The organism is Microbacterium sp. Gd 4-13 (assembly GCF_003095395.1).
Classification (GTDB): Bacteria; Actinomycetota; Actinomycetes; order Actinomycetales; family Microbacteriaceae; genus Microbacterium.
In genome coordinates this window covers 1-22567 of the sequence record NZ_QEIJ01000012.1, presented here as the reverse complement: position 1 = coordinate 22567, position 22567 = coordinate 1, and the positions used below count along the sequence as shown (strand labels likewise).

The 22567-nt window shown below is 69.3% G+C and carries 21 protein-coding genes, 1 tRNA gene and 1 pseudogene; 17 read left to right on the top strand and 6 right to left on the bottom strand.

From position 1 onward, the window contains the following. Positions 1-53: 53 nt before the first annotated feature. Together DEA06_RS15655 and DEA06_RS15650 are read left to right on the top strand one after the other, a co-directional pair. Positions 54-521: a single-stranded DNA-binding protein gene (locus DEA06_RS15655; RefSeq protein WP_116648946.1), complete on the top strand. Its 468-nt coding sequence runs from the start codon at positions 54-56 to the stop codon at positions 519-521. 7 nt (positions 522-528) lie between these two features. Beyond that, positions 529-1098 (top strand): hypothetical protein, encoded by a 570-nt coding sequence (locus DEA06_RS15650; protein ID WP_116648945.1) that lies wholly within the window; start codon positions 529-531, stop codon positions 1096-1098. Positions 1099-1354: 256 nt separating this feature from the next. Here DEA06_RS15650 and DEA06_RS15645 read toward each other — a convergent pair whose 3' ends face one another. Beyond that, entirely contained in the window at positions 1355-2863 is a 1509-nt protein-coding gene (locus DEA06_RS15645; RefSeq protein WP_116648944.1) for a recombinase family protein, read from the bottom strand. Between the two features lie 236 nt (positions 2864-3099). On the opposite strand from DEA06_RS15645, the pseudogene DEA06_RS15635 reads away from it, so the two are divergent. From DEA06_RS15635 to DEA06_RS15580, 12 genes and pseudogenes are all read left to right on the top strand, one after another. Then, positions 3100-3603: pseudogene (locus DEA06_RS15635) on the top strand (ATPase, T2SS/T4P/T4SS family); the annotation flags it as partial. Beyond that, positions 3591-4484, top strand: coding sequence for a type II secretion system F family protein (locus tag DEA06_RS15630; RefSeq protein WP_116648941.1), 894 nt, complete (start codon positions 3591-3593; stop codon positions 4482-4484). The pseudogene DEA06_RS15635 and the gene DEA06_RS15630, both read left to right, overlap by 13 nt. A gap of 50 nt (positions 4485-4534) precedes the next feature. Further along, positions 4535-4783 carry a DUF4244 domain-containing protein gene (locus DEA06_RS15625; protein WP_116648940.1) on the top strand — a complete coding sequence of 83 codons (249 nt, stop codon included), beginning with the start codon at positions 4535-4537 and terminating at the stop codon, positions 4781-4783. Continuing rightward, positions 4780-5136: a TadE family type IV pilus minor pilin gene (locus tag DEA06_RS15620; RefSeq protein ID WP_205781308.1), complete on the top strand. Its 357-nt coding sequence runs from the start codon at positions 4780-4782 to the stop codon at positions 5134-5136. Before DEA06_RS15625 ends, DEA06_RS15620 begins: the two co-directional genes overlap by 4 nt. Next, a complete protein-coding gene (locus tag DEA06_RS15615; protein ID WP_116648939.1) occupies positions 5136-5465 on the top strand; it encodes an Rv3654c family TadE-like protein in 330 nt (109 codons plus the stop codon). The genes DEA06_RS15620 and DEA06_RS15615 overlap by 1 nt, the downstream gene beginning before the upstream one ends. A gap of 62 nt (positions 5466-5527) precedes the next feature. Next, on the top strand, positions 5528-8278 hold the full coding sequence (gene topA / locus DEA06_RS15610; protein ID WP_116648938.1) for a type I DNA topoisomerase: 2751 nt from the start codon (positions 5528-5530) through the stop codon (positions 8276-8278). Continuing rightward, positions 8275-8922, top strand: a complete 648-nt coding sequence (tmk, locus tag DEA06_RS15605; RefSeq protein ID WP_116648937.1) for a dTMP kinase — start codon at positions 8275-8277, stop codon at positions 8920-8922. Before topA ends, tmk begins: the two co-directional genes overlap by 4 nt. A 60-nt stretch (positions 8923-8982) precedes the next feature. Beyond that, positions 8983-10149, top strand: a complete 1167-nt coding sequence (locus DEA06_RS15600) for a DNA polymerase III subunit delta' (RefSeq protein WP_116648936.1) — start codon at positions 8983-8985, stop codon at positions 10147-10149. Positions 10150-10172: 23 nt separating this feature from the next. Beyond that, complete coding sequence (locus DEA06_RS15595; protein ID WP_240606987.1) at positions 10173-11687, top strand: alpha/beta hydrolase; 1515 nt, start codon at positions 10173-10175, stop codon at positions 11685-11687. Positions 11688-11755: 68 nt separating this feature from the next. Then, positions 11756-11828: transfer RNA gene (locus tag DEA06_RS15590), tRNA-Thr, on the top strand. 52 nt (positions 11829-11880) lie between these two features. Further along, on the top strand, positions 11881-12273 hold the full coding sequence (locus tag DEA06_RS15585) for a hypothetical protein (RefSeq protein ID WP_240606986.1): 393 nt from the start codon (positions 11881-11883) through the stop codon (positions 12271-12273). 211 nt (positions 12274-12484) lie between these two features. Then, entirely contained in the window at positions 12485-13066 is a 582-nt protein-coding gene (locus tag DEA06_RS15580) for an isochorismatase family protein (RefSeq protein ID WP_116648933.1), read from the top strand. Positions 13067-13070: 4 nt separating this feature from the next. Here the strand turns inward: DEA06_RS15580 and DEA06_RS15575 are convergent, their stop codons facing one another. From DEA06_RS15575 to DEA06_RS15565, 3 genes are read right to left on the bottom strand one after another with little or no spacing between them, the layout of a single operon-like run. Continuing rightward, positions 13071-13271, bottom strand: a complete 201-nt coding sequence (locus tag DEA06_RS15575) for a hypothetical protein (protein ID WP_116648932.1) — start codon at positions 13269-13271, stop codon at positions 13071-13073. Positions 13272-13310: 39 nt separating this feature from the next. Next, complete coding sequence (locus tag DEA06_RS15570; RefSeq protein ID WP_116648931.1) at positions 13311-14096, bottom strand: MOSC domain-containing protein; 786 nt, start codon at positions 14094-14096, stop codon at positions 13311-13313. Between the two features lie 19 nt (positions 14097-14115). Next, positions 14116-15819 carry a phosphate ABC transporter substrate-binding protein PstS gene (locus tag DEA06_RS15565; RefSeq protein WP_116648930.1) on the bottom strand — a complete coding sequence of 568 codons (1704 nt, stop codon included), beginning with the start codon at positions 15817-15819 and terminating at the stop codon, positions 14116-14118. A gap of 274 nt (positions 15820-16093) precedes the next feature. On the opposite strand from DEA06_RS15565, the gene nhaA reads away from it, so the two are divergent. Together nhaA and DEA06_RS15555 are read left to right on the top strand one after the other, a co-directional pair. Further along, positions 16094-17440, top strand: coding sequence for a Na+/H+ antiporter NhaA (nhaA, locus tag DEA06_RS15560; RefSeq protein ID WP_116648929.1), 1347 nt, complete (start codon positions 16094-16096; stop codon positions 17438-17440). A 33-nt stretch (positions 17441-17473) separates the two neighbouring features. Beyond that, positions 17474-18742 (top strand): DUF2254 domain-containing protein, encoded by a 1269-nt coding sequence (locus tag DEA06_RS15555; RefSeq protein WP_116648928.1) that lies wholly within the window; start codon positions 17474-17476, stop codon positions 18740-18742. Here the strand turns inward: DEA06_RS15555 and DEA06_RS15550 are convergent. Together DEA06_RS15550 and DEA06_RS15545 are read right to left on the bottom strand one after the other, a co-directional pair. Further along, the gene (locus tag DEA06_RS15550) at positions 18739-19272 is read right to left on the bottom strand and encodes a YetF domain-containing protein (RefSeq protein WP_116648927.1); all 534 of its coding nucleotides are present in this window, start codon (positions 19270-19272) and stop codon (positions 18739-18741) included. The genes DEA06_RS15555 and DEA06_RS15550 overlap by 4 nt on opposite strands. Positions 19273-19370: 98 nt before the next feature. Beyond that, positions 19371-20789 (bottom strand): potassium transporter TrkG, encoded by a 1419-nt coding sequence (locus DEA06_RS15545; RefSeq protein WP_116648926.1) that lies wholly within the window; start codon positions 20787-20789, stop codon positions 19371-19373. Positions 20790-20876: 87 nt separating this feature from the next. Here DEA06_RS15545 and DEA06_RS15540 point away from each other — a divergent pair, with 87 nt between their 5' ends. Then, positions 20877-21983 carry a YihY/virulence factor BrkB family protein gene (locus DEA06_RS15540; protein WP_116648925.1) on the top strand — a complete coding sequence of 369 codons (1107 nt, stop codon included), beginning with the start codon at positions 20877-20879 and terminating at the stop codon, positions 21981-21983. The last annotated feature ends 584 nt before the right edge of the window (positions 21984-22567 follow it).

Sequence of the window (22567 nt, the reverse complement as noted above, 5' to 3'; positions counted from 1 at the left end):
CTTGGCAGAGCGGCCCCAGCTCGGGTCGCCGTTGATGTCAGGAGGACAGGCCGATGGCTATCCGCACCTACCAATCCTTCTCGGGTTACGTCTCGACCGAGCCGGTCACGGAGCCGACGCGCGATGGCACGCCGAGGTTCTACGCGCGGGCCGGGCAGAAGCAGTCCCGCAAGGAGCCGGACGGGAGCTTCACGAAGCTCCCCACCCAGTACATGCCCATCGTGGCCTACGGGGACGCCGCCGAGGAGGCCGCCGCGCTCCTGAGCAAGGGCGACAACTTCACCGCCGAGGGCCGCTTCCGTCCGGTCAAGTACGTCAAGGAAGGCAAGACGGTCGAGAGCGAAGAGTTCGAGGTGTGGAAGATCGGGCGCCGTCGCAACGACGCCGAACGATCCGCGCAGGCCGAGCAGACGATCGCCGCCGACGTGCCGGCCGAGACGGCCAGGCGTCGGCTCGACGTGCCACCCGAGTTCACCGCGCCGAGCTCGTCCCGGCCGGCCGCAGCGACCTTGGCGATGTGAGGCGACGATGGCCGACATCGAGAACCCGTCCGAGCCCGAACTACCCGAAGACGACCCCGCCGACGAGTTCGACGCACCGCTGCTGCCGGAACCGCCCCACCCCATCAACTGGAACCTCCTCACCGGCGACGAGGCCGAGGCTGAGTGGCTGGAGCTCAACAAGTGGGTCAACTGGCTGCGCCACACCTACGGGCTTCCCGCCAGCGTGCTCCCTCCGTTCTGGCACCGGCACCCTGAACTTCTGTGGGAGCTGTCCGCCCTGCACCTGCACTGGCTCGCGGCGTACGACGCCGAGCAGAACGCCAGCGCGCCATTGGGCTGGCACCGCGACTTCGCCGACGCCCGCCAGCGGCTTCGCGATTGGGTCGCGGCCTCAGGTACCCGTCTGGACCGCGACCGTCCGACCCGGCAGACCGCCTGGCCCGGAGAGGACCCCGCCGAGCCCGTCGAGGACACGATCATCGCCCACCGTGACCAGGACTTCGTGCAGTTCGTCCTCGATGACGTCGCGGCCCGCCGCCAAGCCGAGGACGACTTCTTTGCCGGCCTCGAGCCCGAGACGGGGGAACTGCCGTGAATGAGGCTGCGATGGCCGTTGCGGAACCGAGCCCGACAGGTGCCGCGTCCGGAGCGTCTGCACTCTCGGCCGACTTCGACGTGACGAGCTGGACCCGTGCAGCGTGCGAGGCGTCCGGGGTTCCGTTCGCTGTGGAGGACCCAGTGACGCTCGCTAAGCTCCGCGACCTCGCTGAGCATCCTGCATGACCCGCCAGCGACAAGACGGGAGCCCGCCGCACCCTCGGGAAGGTGCGGCGGGCTCCCTTTCGTTGTGGCTACGCCTTGAAGGTGAGTTCGACCCGCTGAGGGCGGAACCGGGAACCGCAGTACGGGTCGGGGTTCACGACGAGCGTGTCGATCAATGCGGTCAGGATCGCTCGCTTCTGCGGGATGCTCCACTCCGCGGTCCAGGCGTGCCTGAGTGCGGCTTCGTCACCGATCGGAAGCCCTTTCAGGGCGCTCGTGCGGTTTACCTTGCCGAGGGCGAGCTCGGCCTCGTGAATGGCATTCTGCGCTGCGACACGGGCGGCGTGGAACTCGCCCCGGCTCAGGACTCCGGCCCCGTAGTCACGGGCGAGGTCTTCGAGCCGTGCGCGGGCACCGACGATCCGACCCATCGCGTCGCCGACCACCCCGGACGTATCGGGCGAGACGGCGGGCAACTCCGTCACCGCGAGACGAGCGATGATCGCTTCGCCGACCAGCTCTTCCAGGCCAGGCCCGGAGACGGTCAGCCCGCCGCGTTCGGGATATGCCGGGACAGGCATGCAGCGGTAGTAGAACCGCTTGGCTGGTCCCGTGCCGCCCGATCCGCGGCCGTGTCGCCCCGACACGAGCCCGGCCCCGCAGTTCCCGCACGTCGCGATCGTCGACAGCAGGGTGACCGAGGACGCACCGACCCTGCGGTCGGGACTGCCGAGCATCGCCCGGATGCGCGTCGTCTCCTCCGGGGTGATGATCGCCTCCCATTTGCCCGGCCCCAGAATCTCACGACCGTTCGGGGCATCGCCCTGCTTCCGAGAGGGTTCGTAGGCTCGCTGCCCGGAGATACGCGCGGAGACCAGGATCGACTTCACCGTGGTCGCGTGCCACACTCCGAGCGTTCCCTTGTCAGCGCGCGGAGAAGGCACGCCCGACTCCTCGTTCAGCCACTTCGTGATCGACCTCAGCGACTGGCCGGCCAGGAACCTGTCAGCCATCTCGCGGATCACCACGGCCTGCTCAGGGATGAGGACACCGCCGAGCCCGTAACCGAACTTCGGAGCGCCATGCCAGTCGCCGCGCTCGGCCTTCTGCCGATTCGCGCGGCGGATGCGGTCGGCCTTGTGACCGGACTCGTATGCCGCCATAGCGACGAGCTGGCGGGCCATCAGCCTGCCCTCGTGGGTGTTCAGGTCGAACGCCCCACCCATCACGGCCTCAATGCGAATCGGGTGCGACTCGACCAGGTCGATCAGGTCTTCCAGCTCGCGCGGCCTGCGGTAGAGCCGGTCGACGTGCCACACGACAACCCGAGACGGGCCGGTCTTGATGCGGGCGAGCATCTTGTCGAAGCCAGGCCGCTTCTTGTTCAGGTACGCGGACGTGTCGTTGTCCATGAACACGTCCTCGTCGGCCACGGGCAAGCCGAGACGAGCGCACAGAGCCAGGCAGTCTGCACGCTGACGATCGACTCCCGCTTCCTCGCCTGTGCGGTCTTCGCTGATCCGCAGGTAGGTCAAGACCTGCTCGACAACCTCGATCCGCGTCTGAGGCCGGCGCTGTTCCAGCACGCTCGGGCTCATCGGAACCCACCTGCCTCGACCACCACGAACCCGTTGCGCTCGCGCCACTCCCGGCACTCGTCCCGCTGCCGTGAGCCGGTTGTCTCGGCTCGCTCTTGATCCGCTTCGGCACCGACGCGGACGTATAGCATCGCCCGCGTGTTCTTGCCAGCCATCGCGGGCTGAGCCATCACAAAATCCCTGTTCATCAGGGCATCACCTCCATCGAATAGGTGCGTCAGAAGCACCAAGTGGAGAAGACCACGCTCCTGTCGGCGCTGCTCTCGCGCGCGCCCGAGACCGACCGCATCGTCACGATCGAAGACGTCGCCGAGCTGCGACTGCGGCATCCCCACCACGTCGCCCTCGAGGCGCGTCAGCCCAATCTCGAAGGAGCCGGCGGCGTCGATCTGGCGCGACTCGTGCGCGAAGCTCTGCGCATGCGCCCCGACCGGCTGGTGGTCGGGGAGTGCCGGGGCGCCGAGGTGCGCGACCTCCTCGGAGCCCTCAACACCGGGCACGAGGGCGGCGCCGGAACGCTGCACGCCAACGGGCTGAACGACGTGCCCGCCCGGCTCGAGGCCCTCGGCGCGCTCGCCGGTCTCGACGACCGCTCGCTCGCTCGACAGGTCGTGAGCGCGATCGGCTGCATCGTGCATCTCGCCCGCGACCCCGACGGGGCACGCCGGGTCGTGGGCGCTGCGCGGCCGGTGCTGCGCGACGATCGGCTCGCCGTGGAAGGGCTGCCGTGGGCCTCCTGACGCGGCGGGCGAAAGACGGCGGGCCGGATGCGGCGGCCACCGCCGACGCGGTGCTGCGGCTCTCGGTGCTCCTGGCTGCCGGGGTGGCTCCCGCCCGGGCGTGGACGCTCCTCGCCGACGCGGGAGACACGATGGCCGTGAGCGTCTGCGCTGCCGTCGCCGCGGGCGGCGACGCCCCCAGCGCCCTGGCGTCGGCCGGTGGCCCATGGCGCGATGTGGGGGCGGCCTGGGGCGTCGCGACCACCGTCGGAGCGCCGCTGGCGCAGAGCCTCCGCGACGTCGCCGCCGCGCTTCGCGACGGCCAGCAGGCGGCCGACGAGGTGCGCGTCGCCCTCGCGGAACCTGCCGCGACCGCTCGCCTCATGAGTTGGCTGCCGCTCGTCGCCATCGCCCTCGGTCTCGTACTCGGATTCGACACCGTCACCGTGCTGGCCGCGAACCCGTTGGGCGTCGCGTGCCTCCTCACCGGCATCGCGCTCATCGTCGCCGCGCGCCGGTGGAGCGCCTCACTCGTGCGCCGCGCCCACCCCGCGGGCGGTGTTCCGGGGATCGACGCCGAGCTCACGGCGATCGCCCTGAGCGGCGGCGCGTCGGTCGAGCGGGCGCGGGCCCTCGTCCGCGGCACGACCGCGAGCCCCGACGACGAGGTCGACGAGATCCTCGCGCTCTCGACGACGGCGGGCGTGCCGGCCGTCGAGCTGCTCCGCTCGTCGGCCTGGCTCGCACGTCATCGGGCTCGCACCGACGGACGGCTGCGGGCGGCCGAACTGTCGTCGAAGCTGCTGCTCCCGCTCGGAGTCTGCACGCTCCCCGCATTCCTGCTGCTCGGCGTCGCCCCGATGCTGCTCAGCATCCTGTCCTCCGGTGTGCTCGTCGTCTGACACGCCGTCGTCCGTGCCCACCCCGTCCCACCACACATGAAGGAGTACGCATGACCGACACCCCGACCACCGGCACCGACGCCACCGCCCCCGTCTCGACGGGCGACGACATCCCCACCCTCACGAGGCGCCGGGCCGCTCAGCTCTTCCACGACGACGCGGGGGCCGCCACAGCCGAGTATGCGATCGCCACGATGGCGGCGGTCGCCTTCGCCGGCCTGCTCGTCGTGATCATGCGCTCCGACGAGGTGCGCGGCATCTTGACCGACCTCGTGCGACGGGCGCTGACCTTCGAATGAGCGCGGGCCCCGCGGCGCACCGGCATCCGTGCCTCGGCGACCGCGGCTCGGTCACCGCGGAGTTTGCCGTCGTCTTGCCCGCGATCGTGCTCGTCGTGACTCTCGGGGTGGGTGCGTTGGCCGCCGGTGCGCGGCAGGTTCGCCTTCAAGACGCAGCGGCCGACGCCGCGAGGCTCGTCGCCCGCGGCGACGACCCGGGGCGTGCGCACGCGATCGTCGGTTCGGCGGGAGGCGCAGCCGACATCCAGCACCGCGGCGATCTGATGTGCGTCGTGGCGACGGCCTCCGCGCCACTCGCCCTCCCGCTCCCCGACCTCACCGCGACGTCCTGCGCGCTGGCGGGCGGCATCTGATGGCGGGCACGGTCGCCGGCGTCGGCGTCATGGCCGGCGTGATCGTCGTGACGGCGGCGCTCGCCGTCGTAGGAGCCGCCTCGGTGCACGCGCAGCGGCTGTCGGGGGCGGCGGATGCTGCGGCCCTCGCCGCGGCCGACGCCGCGAGCGGTGCGGTCGCGGGTGTCCCCTGCGACCGTGCCGCCGAGGTCGCCGCCACCGCCGGGGCCACCGTGACGACGTGCGATCTCGACGGCGTGGTCGCCACGGTGACGGTCTCGGCGCCGTTCGGAGGGGTCGCCGCATCCGTCTCGGCCCGCGCCGGGCCACCGCCCGACGCCGCGCCCTGACAGCGACGAACGGCCTCTGCTCACAACTCGTGTGTATGGTGTGCAACGACGAAAGGACCCCAGTGGCACACGGCAAGAAGCTCGTCATCGTCGAGTCCCCCACGAAGATGAAGTCGATCCAGGGGTACCTCGGTGACGACTACGAGGTGTTGAGCTCGGTCGGTCACATCCGCGACCTCGCGAGCAAGAAAGACATCCCCGTCGAGAAGAAGGCGGCGTACGGCAAGTACTCGATCGACGTCGACAACGACTTCGACCCCTTCTACGTGGTCAACGACCGCAAGACGAAGACCGTCGCCGAACTCAAGCGCGCCCTCAAGACCGCCGACGAAGTCCTGCTCGCCACTGATGAGGATCGCGAGGGCGAAGCCATCGCGTGGCACCTGCTCGAGGTGCTCAAGCCCAAGGTGCCCGTCAAGCGCATGGTCTTCCACGAGATCACGAAGGACGCCATCCGCGCCGCCGCCGAGAACACCCGCGAGCTCGACCTCGCGCTGGTCGACGCTCAGGAGACCCGCCGCGTGCTCGACCGTCTGTACGGCTGGGACGTCTCGCCGGTGCTCTGGCGCAAGGTCGGCTCCGGCCGCGAGGGCGCCGCGCTGAGCGCCGGTCGCGTGCAGTCCGCCGCCACCCGCATGGTCGTCGAGCGCGAGCGCGAGCGCATGGCGTTCGTCTCGGCCTCCTACTGGGACGTCGAGGCGCTCGCCGCCAAGGGCGCATCCTCGTTCACGACCCGTCTGGCCCGCCTCGATGGCGCGCCCCTCGCCCGCGGCGGCGACTTCGACGACCGCGGAACGCTCAAGAAGGCCGTCGTCGTCCTCGACGAGGCCGGAGCCCGCGAGCTCGCCGCGGCGATCGAAGCGGCGGGCGTGGCCTCCGTCTCCAGCGTCGAGGCCAAGCCCGGCACGCGCAGCCCGAAGCCCCCCTTCACGACCTCCACCCTTCAGCAGGAGGCCGGACGCAAGCTCTCGATGAGCGCGAAGCACGCGATGAGCGTCGCCCAGCGTCTCTACGAGAAGGGGTACATCACCTATATGCGCACCGACTCGACGGCGCTGTCGGCGCAGGCGATCAGCGCTGCCCGCGAGCAGGCCGTCACGCTGTACGGCGACAAGGCCGTGCCGGCGAACCCCCGCACCTACCGCAACAACGCCAAGAACGCACAGGAGGCCCACGAGGCCATTCGTCCGTCGGGCGAGCACTTCCGTACGCCGTCCTCGGTGTCGGGCGGTCTCGACCGCGACGAGCAGAAGATGTACGACCTCATCTGGAAGCGCACCGTCGCCAGCCAGATGTCCGACGCCAAGTACGAGACGACCACCGTCACCCTCGTCGTGCAGGCGGGGGAGAAGGCCGCGGAGTTCACCGCATCCGGAACCGTCTACACCTTCAAGGGCTTCCTCGAGGCCTACGAAGAGGGCAGCGACGAGAAGCGTCACGCCTCCGATTCGAGCGACGACCAGTCGCTGCCGGCTGTCGCCGTGGGCGACACGGTCGACGTTCGCGACGTCGAGCCCAAGGGCCACGCGACCTCGCCGAAGCCGCGCTACACCGAGGCGAGCCTCGTCAAGGCGCTCGAAGAGAAGGGCATCGGACGCCCGTCGACCTTCGCGAGCATCATCGACGTGATCCTCGACCGCGGCTACGTCAGCAAGCGCGGGCAGGCCCTCGTGCCGAGCTGGCTCGCGTTCAGTGTCGTGCGTCTGCTCGAAGAGCACTTCGCCGACCTCGTCGACTACGACTTCACGGCGGCGCTCGAAGACGACCTCGACCGCATCGCCCGTGGCGAGCAGGGCCGGGGTGCGTGGCTCAAGTCGTTCTACTTCGGCTCCGAAGACCAGGTGGGTCTGCGCAACATCGTCGACAACCTCGGCGAGATCGATGCGCGCGAGCTCAACTCCACGCGCATCACGGATGCTGCGGTGCTGCGCTTCGGCAAGTACGGGCCCTACCTCGAGATCGCCGAGTCGGCCGACCCCGAGGCCAAACCCCGCATCGTCAACGTGCCCGAAGACCTGGCGCCCGACGAGCTCACCGCCGAGAAGGCGCAGGAGCTCATCGACGCTCCGGTCGCCGGCGATCGCGTGCTCGGCGAGAACCCCGAGAACGGCAAGCTCATCGTCGTGAAGGACGGCCGCTACGGGCCGTACGTGCAGGAGCTCGAGCCCGAAGAGCCCGAGAACGTCGACGCGGCGACGGGCGAGGTCGTCGAGGCCCCGAAGAAGCGGGGCGCCAAGAAGGTCGAAGCACCCAAGCCCCGCACGGCGTCTCTGTTCAAGTCGATGTCGGTCGACACGCTCGATCTCGAGACCGCCCTGCGGCTGCTCACGCTTCCGCGCGTGGTCGGCGCCGACCCCGAGTCGGGCGAGGAGATCACGGCGCAGAACGGACGCTTCGGGCCCTACCTCAAGAAGGGCACCGACTCGCGCTCCCTCGACAACGAACAGCAGATCTTCGACGTGACGCTCGAGGAGGCGCTCGCGAAGTACGCCGAGCCGAAGTACGGCGCGCGCCGTGCCTCGAGCGCGCTGAAGGAGTTCGACAACGATCCGGTCAGCGGCAAGCCGATCCGCCTGAAGGACGGCCGGTTCGGGGCGTACGTCACCGACGGTGAGACGAACGCGACGATCCCGCGCGGCGAGGTCGCCCTCGACATCACCTTCGAGCGCGCCGTCGAGCTGATCGCCGACAAGCGCGCCAAGGGGCCGGCCCCGAAGCGCACGACCACGCGCAAGGCGCCCGCGAAGAAGGCGGCAGCCGCCCCGAAGAAGGCGGCCGCGCCCAAGAAGGCGGCGCCGAAGAAGACCTCGTGACCGAGGTCACGTCGGCCGGAGAGTCTCCGTCCGGTCTGTTCGTCACGCTCGAGGGCGGTGACGGCGTCGGCAAGACGACGCAGGCACGCCTGCTCGAGGAGTGGTTGGCGGGCCAGGGGCGCACGGTCGTCCGCACCCGCGAGCCGGGCGGCACCGAGGTCGGGGTGCTCATCCGCGACATCGTGCTGCACCACCGCGGCGACGTGGCGCCGCGCGCCGAAGCGCTGCTGTACGCCGCCGACCGCGCGCACCACGTCGAGACGGTGGTGCGGCCGGCGATCGCGCGCGGCGAGGTCGTGATCCAAGACCGCTACCTCGACTCGTCGGTCGCCTACCAGGGCGCCGGGCGCGTGCTCGACGCGGGCGAGGTGCGCGACCTGTCGCTGTGGGCAGCGAACAGTCTGCTGCCGCAGGTCACGGTGCTGCTCGATCTCGATCCGACCGCCGCCCGTGCGCGCCTCGACGCCGACGACAAGCCGTTCGACCGCCTCGAGTCCGAGAAGCACGATTTCCACGCCCGGGTGCGGTCGGCCTTCCTCGCGCTCGCCGCGTCGGAACCGGAGCGCTTCCTCGTCCTCGACGCGTCCCGTCCCGTCGACGAGATCGCCGCCGCGATCCGCGAACGCGTCGCCGCCGTCCTGTGACGAGGGTGGATGCTGCGGGGCCGCGCGGCGCTGTCGTGACCCGCGTCTAGGGTGGTAGCCATGTCTGGTGCCGTGATCGACTCCGTCGGAGTCGGCGCGCCGTGGGACGCCGTGTGGGGCCAGGACGAGGCCGTGAACGCGCTGCGCACCGCAGCATCCGATCCTTCCGCCCTCGCGCACGCGTGGCTCATCACGGGCCCACCGGGGTCCGGACGCTCGACACTGGCCCGCGCCTTCGGGGCGGCTCTGATCGCCGAGCCCGGCGATACGGCGGCGATGAATCAGGTGCTCGCGGGAACGCACCCCGACATGACCGCGCTTCGCACCGAGGGCGTCATCATCTCGATCAAAGAGGCGCGCGCCCTCGTCGAGCGCTCGTACTTCTCGCCGTCGCTCGGCCGTTACCGCGTCATCGTGATGGAAGACGCCGACCGCATGGCCGAGCGCACCTCCAACGTGCTGCTCAAGGCCCTCGAGGAGCCCCCGGAGCGCACCGTGTGGGTGCTGTGCGCCCCCAGCGACGCCGACCTGCTGCCCACGATCCGATCGCGCGTGCGGGTGCTGCGGTTGCGCGAACCCGAGGTCGACGACGTCGCCGATCTGCTCGTACAGCGCACCGGTGTCGACCGCGCGGTCGCGGTGGAGTCGGCCCGGCACGCCCAGCGGCACATCGGCATGGCACAGCGGCTCGCGACCGACGCCGACGCGCGTGCGCGGAGGGCCGAGACGCTCGCCGCCGTCCTGCGGGTGCGCGGGGTCGGCGACGCCGTCGAGGTCGCGGGCCAGATCGTGCGCGTCGCCACCGACGACGCTAAGGCCCTCACGGCGGTCCGCGACGAGCAGGAGCGCGCCGCCCTGCTGCGCACGATGGGCGTCGCCGAGGGCGCCGCGGTTCCGCCCGCGGTGCGGGGGCAGGTCAACCAGCTCGAAGACGATCAGAAGCGGCGGGCGACCCGCAGTCTGCGCGACGGCATCGACCGCGTTCTGACCGACCTGCAGGCGCTCTACCGCGATGTTGTGCTGCTGCAGTTCGGGCGCGACCACGATCTGATCAACCCGGAGCTCGCCGCCGAGCTGCGCGCGGTCGCCGCCGATTGGTCGGCGACGCGCACCCTCGCGGTGCTCGACCGGATCGCGGTGACCCGCCGCAACCTCGAGCAGAACGTCGCGCCGCTCCTGGCTCTGGAGAGCATGCTGATCACCGTCGCGAACGGAAGCGAACCGTGACGCGGGTGCGGAGCCGGATCGCTGTGGCCGTCGCAGTTCTGACCACGGTCGTCCTCGTCGCGAGCGGGTGCTCGGTGTTCACGTCGGATTCCTGGGCTCCGCCGCCGTCGGTGACCCCCGACGTCTCGGGTGTCTCGGCCGATCTGCTTCCCTTCTACGATCAGGACGTCGCGTGGGAGTCCTGCGCGGCCGAGCAGCAGTTCGACTGCGCGAACGTGCGCGTGCCGCGCGACTGGAGTGCTCCCGCATCCGGTGAGATCGAGATCGCCGTCATCCGACACCGGGCCGACAGCGGTGCGCCGATCGGCTCGCTGTTCACGAATCCGGGCGGGCCGGGGGTCAGCGGGGTCGACACCCTGAAGCAGGCCCTCGACGTCGTCGCCGGCTCTCCGCTCCGCGAGAACTACGACGTGATCGGCTTCGACCCGCGGGGCGTCGGCGCCTCGACGGCGATCGATTGCTACGACACGGCCGACCTCGACCAGTACCTGTACGACATCCCCGACGCCCCGCGCGGCAGCGATGAATGGACGGCCGAGATCGAGGCGCGCGACGCCGCGTTCGCAGCGGCGTGCGATGCGAACAGCGACGGACTCCTGCCGTTCGTCTCGACCGAGAACGCCGCGCGCGATCTCGACGTGCTTCGCGCCGTCATGGGCGAGACGACGCTCGACTACCTCGGTTACTCCTGGGGCACGGCCCTGGGTGCCGCGTACGCCGAGCTGCACCCCGACCGGGTCGGGCGCATGGTGCTCGACGGCGCGCTCGACCCCTCCATCCCCGGCGCCGAGGTCGGCGTCGGTCAGATGGAGGGGTTCCAGAGGTCGCTCGATGCTTTCCTCACGGCATGCCTCTCGTTCGACGATTGCCCGTTCCGCGGCACTCCCGCCGAAGCGTCGGCCGATCTCGACGCCCTGTTCGCGTCGGTCGACGCTCGCCCGATCGTCGCCGCCGACGGGCGCGAGCTCGGCGCCGACACGCTGATGCTCGCCCTGCTGAACGCGCTCTACTCACCCGCGAGCTGGCCGTACCTGCGCGTCACGCTCTCCGGAGTGCAGAACGCAGATCCGGCGCCGGCGTTCACGCTGGCCGACGCCTACAACGCGCGCCAGGGCGGCGACTACGTGGGCAACTCCGAAGAGGCGTTCCCGGCCTACAACTGCATGGACTACCCCGCGGTAGGCGAGGCGCAGACGCAGGCTGCTCAGGCCGAGCTCGAGCGGGTGGCACCGCTCGCCGCCGAGTACTTCAGCGGTCCCGACGTCTGCGAGCAATGGCCCTACCCGCCGACCGGCACGCGAGGCCCCGTCTCGGCCGACGGGGCGGCGCCCATTCTCGTGATCGGCACCACCAGCGACCCCGCCACCCCTTACCAGTGGGCGGTCTCGCTGGCCGAGCAGCTGACGTCGGGCGTGCTGGTGACCCGCGTCGGCGAGGGGCACACCGGCTACAACAAGGGCAACACCTGTGTCGATGACGCGGTGGTCGCGTATCTCGTCGACGGAGTGGTTCCCGACGCCGACATCCGCTGCGAGTGAGGGTCGTGGTTCGCGCATCGCCCGTGAGCAGGTAATATCGGTGATCGTGCATCGCGCGAGCGACGCGCGCCACCTTAGCTCAGACGGCAGAGCGATTCACTCGTAATGAATAGGTCAAGGGTTCGATTCCCTTAGGTGGCTCTGGAAGAACGGGCCGCTCCGGCGGCCCGTTTCCCGTATCCCGGGGAGGATCATGTCGGCCGTCGATGCGATCGTCGAGATCTTCACGTGGATCGGTTTCGGTGCCGGCGCTCTCTTCGCCGGTGTGGCGTTCGTGCTGTACATCGCCGACGGCACCTGGGTTCCCGTCCGCGCGATGATCGACGATCTGGGCGACCGCCGGGTCGCACGGTGGTTCGACGAAGACGGTGGGGTGGGCGAGGCCACGCTGACACCCGCCGACGACGAGGCGATCGGCAGCGCCGATGCCGCCGACGTCTTCGTGCGCGTCGGATCGCTCGACCGGATGCGGATGCACCGACGGTCCCCGTCGGTACGCGCGTTCGTGCTCCTGGCTCTCGGGCTCATCGGTCTCGGTGTTGCGGGACTCGTGATCTCGATCGTCTCCCTCTTCGCGGCGGGCTGAGATCGAGGCAGGCCGGATGCGGCGCCCCCGCCTCCGATCCGCCCCGCGCACCCCGCCCCCGCACCAATCCCCGCGCCCCCGCTCGCCCCTCATCCGACCGAATTCAGGATCGATGGTGGTCGACCCCGCGACACGCCGGGCGCGGAGGGGGCAGCCCCGCGATCAGCCTGAGTACGTGCCAGGCGACGCCGGGGCGTCGTACGCTCGGAGGATGACTCGGGCCCTCTTCATCGTCGACGTCCAGAACGACTTCACCGAGCACGGAGCGCTCGGCGTCGCGGGCGGTGACGCCGTCGCGCAGCGCATCTCGGCGTTTCTCGACGAGCATGCCGGAGAGTATGCGCTCGTGGTCGCCTCGCGCGACTGGCACGACGGCGATAACGACAACGGCGGACACTTCGCCCAGGGGCAGCCCGACTTCGTCGACACCTGGCCGGTGCACTGCGTCGGCGGCACCTTCGGGGCCGAGTACGACGAGGGCTTCGACACCTCGGCCGTGACGCACCATCTGAAGAAGGGGCAGGGGAAGCCTGCCTACTCGCTCTTCGAGGGCGTCGGAGATGACGGCACGACGGCCGCGCAGCTGCTCGACGACCACAGCATCCGCGACATCGACGTGGTCGGACTCGCCACCGACTACTGCGTTCGCGCGTCGGCGCTCGACGCGCTCTCAGCCGGTCGCGGTGTGCGCGTGTTCACCGACCTCGTCGCCGGGGTTCACCCCGACTCGAGCGCGGCGGCTCTGACCGAGATCGCCGCGGCCGGCGCGCGGGTCGCCGACTCGCGCAGCTGACGGGTCAGAAGCCGCTCGGCCGCATCCACGCGGCTTTGCCCTCGGCGCGGCGCGATGCCGCCTCGGGGGACTGATCGGGCTCGGCTCCTGCGCGCAGCAGATCGTCGCGTGGCGCCTCGGCGGCGTCACGGTCTCGTCGCCGACGCCACACGACACCCGCGGTCACGAGGCCGCCGAGGAAGAGGAACGGGATGAGCGGGAACATACCGCGAGCCTAGGCACGCTCCGGCGCACCGGGAAGGGGCTAGACCGGAGCGATCTCGTCGCCGACGCGTACGGTGCCGCCGCCGTCGACGGGGAGGAGCAGGATGCCGAGCGTGGCCTCGTTCTGATCGAACTCGGTCGTGAGCACACGCAGCAGGCGAGCGTCGCGAACGCCCGTGTCGGGGTTCGCCATGATCGCTGCGCATCGTCCGATCGGTCGCTGCACCTCGAACTCGATCGCGCCGATGCGTACGCGGCCGGTCCACGCCAGTTCGTCCCAGGGGGCGGCGCCGGTGACCACGACGTTCGAACGGAAGCGTCGATCGTCGACGGGGGCGTCGACGGCGACGTCGACCGCGGCGACCGATGCCGAGCCGTGCAGCGACACATAACCGCGGGGGCGGTCCTGGAATCGCGAGGTGCGCCCATCGCCCACCAGGCGCACGCCGTCGGCGGGGAGGCGACGTGCGTCACTGGAGGCGGCGACGAATGCCGATACGGCCCGCTCGAGCTCGGCGCGGCCGGCGTCATCGAGCCCGGCTTCGACGAGCTCGGCGTCTCCGTCATGGATGCTGATCCGCAACGTCTCATCGTCGAGTCGCAGTCGCAGTCGTGCGAGCGACGGGAAGTCCATGAGCGCGAGGCCCTGGCTCTTCGGCCAGTAGTCGAGGCCGTCCTGCTCGCGCGGCTCGACGTCACCGGTGAAGCGGAACGCGAGCACGCGGTCGCCCATGATGCGTCCGTCGGCCTGAACAGTGAGCTCGCGGCGAGGCTCGGGAGTGAAGCCCTTGACGGGGTAGCGGTAGAGGGCGGTGACGTGAGGCACGCCCCATCTTTTCACTGGGTCAGCGCGAGACGATCGTGAGGGTCATCCTGGCGCGATAGGTGCCGGGCTCCGCGTCGAGCGGAGCGGTGAGTCGGAAGCCGCCCGTGAGGACGGCCGTGCCGATTCCGCCCCCGGGTGCCGCGTCGGCGAAGAGGGCGCCCGTTGACGAGCCTGTGAAGGCGGGCGCTGCCGCGACCCCCGATGCGGTGCTGCCCGCGTCGACTGCGGGGGTCACCGTCAGAGCCGAGGCCGGGATGTTCTGCGATCCCGAGATGAAGTCGGTGACCGAGCTGTGGACGGTGTAACCCGGACGCGACACGTGACGCTCGTCGACGACCGAGAAGCGGGGGAGCGACCCGGTCGTGACGGAGCGCCCGTCGACGATGGCGGGCTCGTCGAAGACCACCGTTGCGCCAGTGGGAACGCTGAGCGACAGTTTGCCGTCTGTCGCCGGGAGCACGGATGCTTCGAGCCAGAGCGAACCGTCGGTCGTGACGCAGTCCGCGCCGAGGCGGTCGCACGCGGGCGGATACGGTGCAGTCTGTGTCAGCGTGTTGTCGGACGTGCTGGTCTCGCCGGAGCGGAACGTGGGATTGCGGCATCCGTCGATGTCGAGGTTCGCAGCATCCGCCCCTGGCACCCGCGCCGCCTGCGTGAGACCCGCTCGGACGAGGTTGACCGGGAGGGGGGCGTTGCCGAGCGAGTCGGCTAGTTGCTGGTTCTCGCACAGGAGGTGGCGAGCGAATTCGGCGAGCGAGCGGCCCTTGTCTGACGTGAAGATCCCGCCGGTCTCGGTGGGAGCGATGAGGTAGGCGTACGACGAGAGCGGGTATGTCCGCGGATCGGGGTTGTGGTAGACGGCGTCGAGGATCTGCGTCTGGTCGGCACCGATCTCTGCTCCGAGAAGCGCGACCGAGACGTTCGCCGCCGTCGGCGCGACGTAGTATCCCGCGGCGTTGAGGATCTTCGCGGTCGGAAGTCCGGCGCGCATGGCGTAGGACTTCTCGACGTAGGTGATCGCACCCTCGCCGTAGTTCTGGGCCACGTAGCCGGATGCGCCGAGCGAGCCCAACTGCGCCACGCCGTTGCTCGGCACGGGGAAGATCGAGCTGGTGCCGGCTGTCCAGACGTCGCCGACTTCGCTGGAAAGCCAGTGTGAGAACGACGCGCTGGAGCCAGAGCTGTCCGCGCGGACGATGGGGGTGATCGCGCTGTCGGGCAGGTTGACGCGGGGGTTATCGGCCAGGATTGCTCGGTCGTTCCATCGAGCGATAGTGCCCGAGAAGATCCCGGCGATCGTGCGTCCGGAGAGGCGGAGGTCGGTGAACCTCCGGCCGTCGACGCGCAGGTTGTAGGCGAGGGCCGTACCGCCGGCCGCGGCGGGGATGTAGGTGTACCCACCTCTCGGGCGCTCCGGAGGGCCGCCGTACTCGGGAGACGTCTGGAAGGGCAGCTCGCTGACGGCGAAGTCGACGGTGCCGTTGACGAAGTCTGCGCGGCCCGCGGTGGAGCCGATTCCGCGGTAGTCGACGGACATTCCGGCGGCGCCCATGATGTCGCGTCGTGCCCGATCGAGGGTGTTCTGCGCCCAGGTCGATCCAGACCCCGAGATGTGCGCCCAGTCCGCCGCCTGTGCGGCCGGTGCGAGACCGGCGATCACCCCGGTGACGGCGATGAGTGCCGCCGCCGAGAACAGACGGGCGCGCCGCATTCCACCGAACATCGTGAACTCTCTTCCCCCGTGAGGAAGAGGCGACTTCCCCGAGCGCGAAGGTATCGGTCGGTCAGCCGCCGATCTCGCGGAATCTCAGTCCGTACGCTCCCCGTTCACCATCCGTATCCGCGGCGCGCCGATCTCGACGTAGCCCAACGCCGCCGCCCGGGGTTGCCGAGGCGGTCGCGGCTCGGTAGGTGGCCCGCGGACGGTAGAATGGGGGAGGCGCGTCGGGAAGTCTGGTCGACATTCTTCTCATCGACCCCAGCGAGGTTTCTCTCCTATGCCCGATACGTCTGCGTCCACTTCTCGATTTCCCCGCTGGCCGGGGCGCTCTGAAGCCACCCGCATCACCGGCCTTCTCCGCAAGGAGGCCGTCGGTGGAATCCTGCTCGTCGTGGCGGCTGCCATCGCGATCGTGTGGGCCAACTCACCCGCGTCCGAGGCGTACTTCGGGCTGCGCGATTTCCGCATCGGCTACGAGCCGTGGCATCTCGACCTCACGCTCGGAACGTGGGCGGCCGACGGGCTGCTGGCGGTGTTCTTCTTCCTCGTCGGTCTGGAACTCAAACGCGAGGTCGTCGCGGGAGACCTGCGCAAATTCAGTACGGCCATCGTGCCGATCACGGCAGCCGTCGGCGGCGTGGCCGTTCCGGCCCTGATCTACACCGCCATCGTCTGGAGCGAGCCGTCGCTGCGCACCGGCTGGGCCATCCCCACGGCCACCGACATCGCCTTCGCGGTCGCCGTCCTCGCGCTCGTCGGATCCCACCTGCCCACCCCCTTGCGGGTGTTCCTCCTGACGCTCGCCGTCGTCGACGATCTGATCGCGATCCTCATCATCGCCGTGTTCTACACGGCCGAGATCGCCATCCTGCCCCTCGTCATCTCCGTCGCGGTGATCGCCGTCTACGGCTTCCTGGCGCAGCGGTACCGCACCCTGTTCCGCGAGAAGGCTTTCGCCGCGTGGCTCATCCTCCTGCCGCTCGGCTTCGTCGCGTGGGCGTTCCTGCACGCATCCGGCATCCACGCCACCATCGCCGGCGTCGCGCTGGCCTTCACCATCCCGGTGCGGCCCGGCAGATCCGAGCCGTCCGCGACCGCGGGCCTCGCCGAGGAGTTCGAGCACCGCTTCCGGCCGCTGTCGGCGGGCTTCGCCGTTCCCGTCTTCGCGTTCTTCGCCGCGGGAGTCGCCGTCGGAGGGATGGACGGGATCATCCGCGCGGCGACCGACCCGGTCACCATCGGCATCGTCGTCGGTCTCGTGCTGGGTAAGCCGATCGGCATCGTGCTCTCGGTGCGCCTGCTGACGTGGGTGACACGCGTGCGGCTGGACCCGGCACTGAAGTGGATCGACCTCATCGGGGTGGGTCTTCTCGCCGGTATCGGGTTCACGGTGTCGTTGCTCATCGCGGAGCTCAGCTTCGGTGCCGAGAGCCTCCACGGCGACGACGCGAAGATCGCGATCATGATCGCATCGTTGCTCGCCTCGATCCTCGCCTCGTGCGTGTTGGTTGCCCGCAATCGCCAGTACCGGCGCATCGCTCTCGCCGAGACCGTGGACGAGGATGGCGACGGAACCCCCGACGTGTACCAGAGTCCGTCGCGGTCTTCCCAGCCCGACGCGTGATCGCTGGCCGCCGGTCACCCGTACAGTGATTCGATGGCTTCCGGTACGCACGGCTCGGTGAGATCCTTCCTGCTTCGGCTGGGTAAGAAGGTATGGGTGCGTGCCGCGCTGTTCGCGCTCATCGCCGTGGCCTTCGCCCTGGCGGCGGGGTTCATCGGTGCCGCCGTGCCGTTCCGTGTCGTCATCGAGCTCGGACAGAACTCGGTCGATTCGCTTCTGCAGATCATCGCGACGGCGATGCTGACGGCCACGACGTTCTCGGTCACGGCGATGGTCACCGCGTATTCGTCCGCGACGACGACCGCGACGCCCCGAGCAACGCAGCTGCTCGTGGCAGATCCCACCTCGCAGAACTCGTTGTCGACCTTCGTGGGTGCGTTCGTCTTCTCGATGGTGGGCATCATCGCCCTGTCGACGGGGTACTACACCGACCAAGGCCGCACCATCCTCTTCCTCGGGACGCTCATCGTCATCGCGATCGTCGTCGTCACCCTGCTGCGATGGATCGCTCACCTCGCCGACTTCGGGCGCATGGCCGATGTGATCGATCGCGTCGAGCAGGCAGCATCCGACTCGATGTCTGCCTACGCCGCGTCGCCGACGCTCGGGGCTCAGCGTCTCGAGCGGGTCCCCGCATCCGCCCGGCCGGTGTGGGCTGAGGACGTCGGCTACGTCGTACACATCGACGTGGCCGCGCTCAACCGCACGGCCGCCAAACACGACGCGCAGGTGTACGTCGCGTCGAGCCCCGGCCGTTCGGCCGACGCCCTCCATCCGCTCCTCTACGTTTCAGGACGGCTGGATGACGACGCGGTGTCGGCGCTCCGCGGCGCGTTCCGGATCGCACCGCACCGCGACTACGAGCAGGACCCCCGGCTGGGCATCATCGCCCTTTCCGAGATCGGGAGCCGGGCGCTGTCGCCGGCGACGAACGACCCGGGCACGGCGATCGAGATCATCGCCGCGTTCCACCGTGTCTTCGCGCTCGCGCTGCGCGCCGACCCCAGCGGTGACGTCTCGTACGAGCGGGTCTGGCTGACCCCTCCCGAACTCGAAACCCTGGTCATCGACGCGTTCCGTCCCCTCGCCCGTGACGGGGCATCGATCCTCGAGGTGCACCTGAGGATTCAGAAGTGCCTCGCCGCGCTCGCAGCCATCGATCGCTCGCAATCGGCGGTGTTCTCCCGCGCCGCCGACGACGCGCGCGGTCGCGCGAAGGCAGCGATGTCCCGGGCGGACTACCGGGAGCTTCGCAGCGCTGCCCGCGGGGCTTGGGAGTCGGTCGGACTTCGGCGGGATTAGTTTCCCCGCGGGCGTTCACCGTGCGTCGAGGTGACGTCGGACAGCGCGGAGCCGTCGCCCACCTTGTCTGCGCCGATCACGCTGAAGGTTCCGTTCGGCTCCAGCACCACGGCTGCCACCCGATCGGTTCCGCCGAACCCCGAGCTGCGGATGGCCTGGCGGACCTCGGAAGCGGTGAGTCTGCTACGGCGCAGTTCTTCATCGAGCATGACACCGCTCACCATCAGCAACGCGGGTGAGGCAGTGACAGCGCGACGCGTGGCGGGCCAATGCGCAGACGTCCACGCGATGGCGAACTGCAGCGCCGAGATCAGCGCGAAGGCCACCGCTCCCTCCGCCCACGACACGTCGCTGCTGAGCAGCGCGGTGGCCAGGGTCGACCCGAGCGCGACGGTGACGACGAAATCGAACATGTTCAGCTGCGAGAGCGTGCGCTTGCCGGAAAGGCGCAGCAGAACGATGAGAGTGACGTAGGCCGCAGTGCCGACGAGCAGGATGCGGAGAAGATCTGACCAGGAGTCGAACCACACGGCGGTGCCGCCTTTCGCAGGAGGGAGTGCGTCGAGTGTCGTCCACGCCTCCGGTTCTGGCGAATCCGGCGGGTAGTAAAGAGGGTGATGGGCGAGCGTCAGCCCACGATCGGACGCTCGGTCGGAAACGTGAAGAGGGTCTTGCGTTGCGTGACCGCGAGGGCTGCGGCGAGTCCGATGGGGCCGATACGACCGGCCAGCATGAGGGCCGAGAGAACGTATTTTCCGAACGGATCGAGCTCGGCCGACAGGCCGACCGAGAGCCCGCAGGTCGCGAAGGCCGAGATCACTTCGAACAGGATGCGGTCCAGGGGCGCATCCGTCGTGGCGCGGAGAAGGATCGTGGCCGCGAGGACGAGCGATGCGCCGAGGAACGTCACGCTGATCGCGACCCGGAGGAGCCCGTTGGGGATGGTTCGTCTCGCCGCGGTGACGTCGGGGAGGCCGCGGGACTCCGCCACGATGGCGAGGATGAGAACGGCCAGGGTCGTGACCTTGATGCCACCCGCGGTCGACGCAGACCCGCCGCCGACGAACATGAACGCGTCGGTGATGAGGAGCGTCGTGGGCGTGGAGTCGTTCGGGTTGGTGAGCGAGAACCCTCCGGATCGCATCATCGTGGAGGCGAACAGCCCGCGGAACATCTTCTCGGCGGGGGAGAGGTCGCCCGTCGAGGCGTGGTTGTCCCACTCCAGAACCGACCAGGCGACCGCACCGAGAACGAGGAGAGCCGATGTGGTGATCAGCGTGATCTTGGTGTGGAGGTTCCAGTGCTTCGGCCGCCACTTCTCCTTCAGGAGATTGAGGAACACGGGGAATCCGAAGCTGCCGACGAAGACGCCGACAGCGAGCGGGACGAGTACCCACAGATTCGAGCTGAACTCCGAGAGTCCTCTTTCATGGACGGAGAAGCCGGCGTTGTTGAACGCGGACACGGCATAGAACAACGCGTGCCAGAGTCCTGCGCCCACACCGTCGGCGACAATGAACGGCGGCGCGAGCGCCACGAAGAGCACCGCCTGGATCGACAAGGTCGTGAGGATCACGATGCGCAGCAGCGCGCCCACGTCGCCGAGCTCGGGCGACCCGATGTTCTGCTGCGCGAACAGCTTGCCGCCGAGGCCGAGTTGGCGGGTCACCGCTCGCGCCAGCAGAAGAGCGAGCGTGACGATGCCGAGACCGCCGATCTCGATGGCGACGAGGATGACGATCAGGCCGAACGGCGACCAGTGCGTCGCTGTGTCAACGGTGGTGAGACCGGTGACGGTGATCGCGGAGACCGCGGTGAAGACAGCATCCGGCAGGAAGGTGGGGCGTCCGTCGGCCGACGCGAGCGGCAGAGCCAGCAGCGCGGAGAACAACGCGGCTGCGCTCAAGAACGCGACGACGGATGCTTGGGCAGGGGAGCGGCGGATGAAGCCGCTGCCGAGCCTCACGACAGGAACGCCCCGGAACCGCTCGGTTGTTCGAGCGCCATCTCGCACCGCGCGGGCGCGGTGACCGGAACCGCGCGACATGCCCCCATTGTCACCCCGGCGCTGCGGTTCGCGGCATCCGGCGCCCGCGCGGCGGGTTTCCCGCCGTGGCGGGTTAGCGTGGCGTGCATGTCTCGAGCATCGATCGCGAAGGGTACGTCGACGCCGAAGCATCCTTTCCAGCTGCGAGGCGAGACCTGGCGGTACGTGGTTCGACGCACCGTCAGAGAGTTCGCGGCGGACGGGTGCGCGGATACGGCGGCGGGGCTGACGTTCTTCTCCGTTCTGTCGATCTTTCCCGCCGGCCTCGCCGTGGTTGCGTCGCTCGGCCTCATCGGGGGCGGTGAATCGGTCGTGCGCCGGCTCTTCGGGATTCTGGAGCAGGTCGCTCCGGGAAGCGCGGTCGACACTTTGCGCGACCCGATCACCGGGTTTGCGGAATCGGATCTCGCCGGCCTGACATTCTTCGTTGCGCTGGCGACCGCGATCTGGTCGGCGTCGATCTATGTCGGTGCATTCGGTCGGGCGCTCAACCGCATTTACGGCGTCGCCGAGGGGAGACCCTATTGGAAGCGGAAACCGGCGCAGGTCGCTCTGACGGTGCTTCTGCTGCTGCTCGTCGGGGTCGTTGCTGCGATCGTCGTCTTGTCGGGTCCCGTCGCGCGGGCAGTGGGAGAGGCACTCTCCATCGGAGAGGTCGCCCTCGACGCGTGGAACGTGGTGCGGTGGCCCGTGCTGTTCCTGGCGGTCGTCGCGATGGTCTCGGTTCTTTTCAAGGGCACGTCGAACGTTCGACAACCCCCCTTTGCGTGGGTCGTCCTCGGGGCGTTGTCGGCGATCGTCGTGTTCGCGCTCGCCTCGGCGGGCTTTGCGTTCTACGTCTCGAACTTCGCGTCGTACGACCGAACATTCGGAACCCTCGCGGGAACGGTGATCTTTCTTCTCTGGTTGTTCCTCATCAACCTCGCCCTTCTCCTCGGCGCGGAGTTCAACGCGGAGACGTTACGTGGCCAGCAGCTCCAGGGCGGGATGCCCTCGGAGGAACGGACAAAGCTCGTCCTTCGCGACACCGCCGTCATCGAGCGAACCGAGCGGGCGGAACAGGTCACGAAGCAGCGAGGCGCCCTCCTGCGGCGGGGAGTGCCCCTTCCTCCTCGGGACGACACCCCGTTCCGGCGAGCGGTGCGCAGTGTGCAGAGGGCCTGGCTGCGCGTCCGCAGACGTTCGTCTCGCTGAGCGGTTCGGGGTCTGGGGCGGAGGATGGCCGGGATCCGGGCCGGGCTCTCCGCGGCGGGAGCGTGCCTTCAGCGGGACGGCGTACTCCGCGAGTACCTACGAGCGAGCTATCTCGCAGGCAAGTCTTTTGTGCCCAAGGCGTTGATTTCAGGAGTTCGGCGATGATGGATCTAACCAGCGCTTCCCACGCGATACGAGAACTTGCCGACTGTCTTACGGGCCGGGTGAGTAATTGGCAAAGATATCATTCAGCTCTCCGGCGGAGCACCCGGCGGCGAAGTGGAAATGCTTCTCGGAGCGATTGGGTTTGATGCCCCGGGGCTGTCTGCCGCATGGTGAAAAGGCCTCCGCTTCTTGGATAGCGAAGGATATCTCGACGTCGACTACGTCGCGTTCGACAATCTGGCCGCCAAGATGAACCCTCCGGTGCCATGGTGGTTCGAATTGCTTTATGATTCGCGCAGCCAGACGGTTGTGCTTCCGCTATCCTGAGGTCCTCGACGCATGGGGGGTGAAATGACGGACCACGTCTGGTTGTCCCTACGGCGGAACAGGGGTTGGCCGTGGCCCGAGGAATCGTGGGG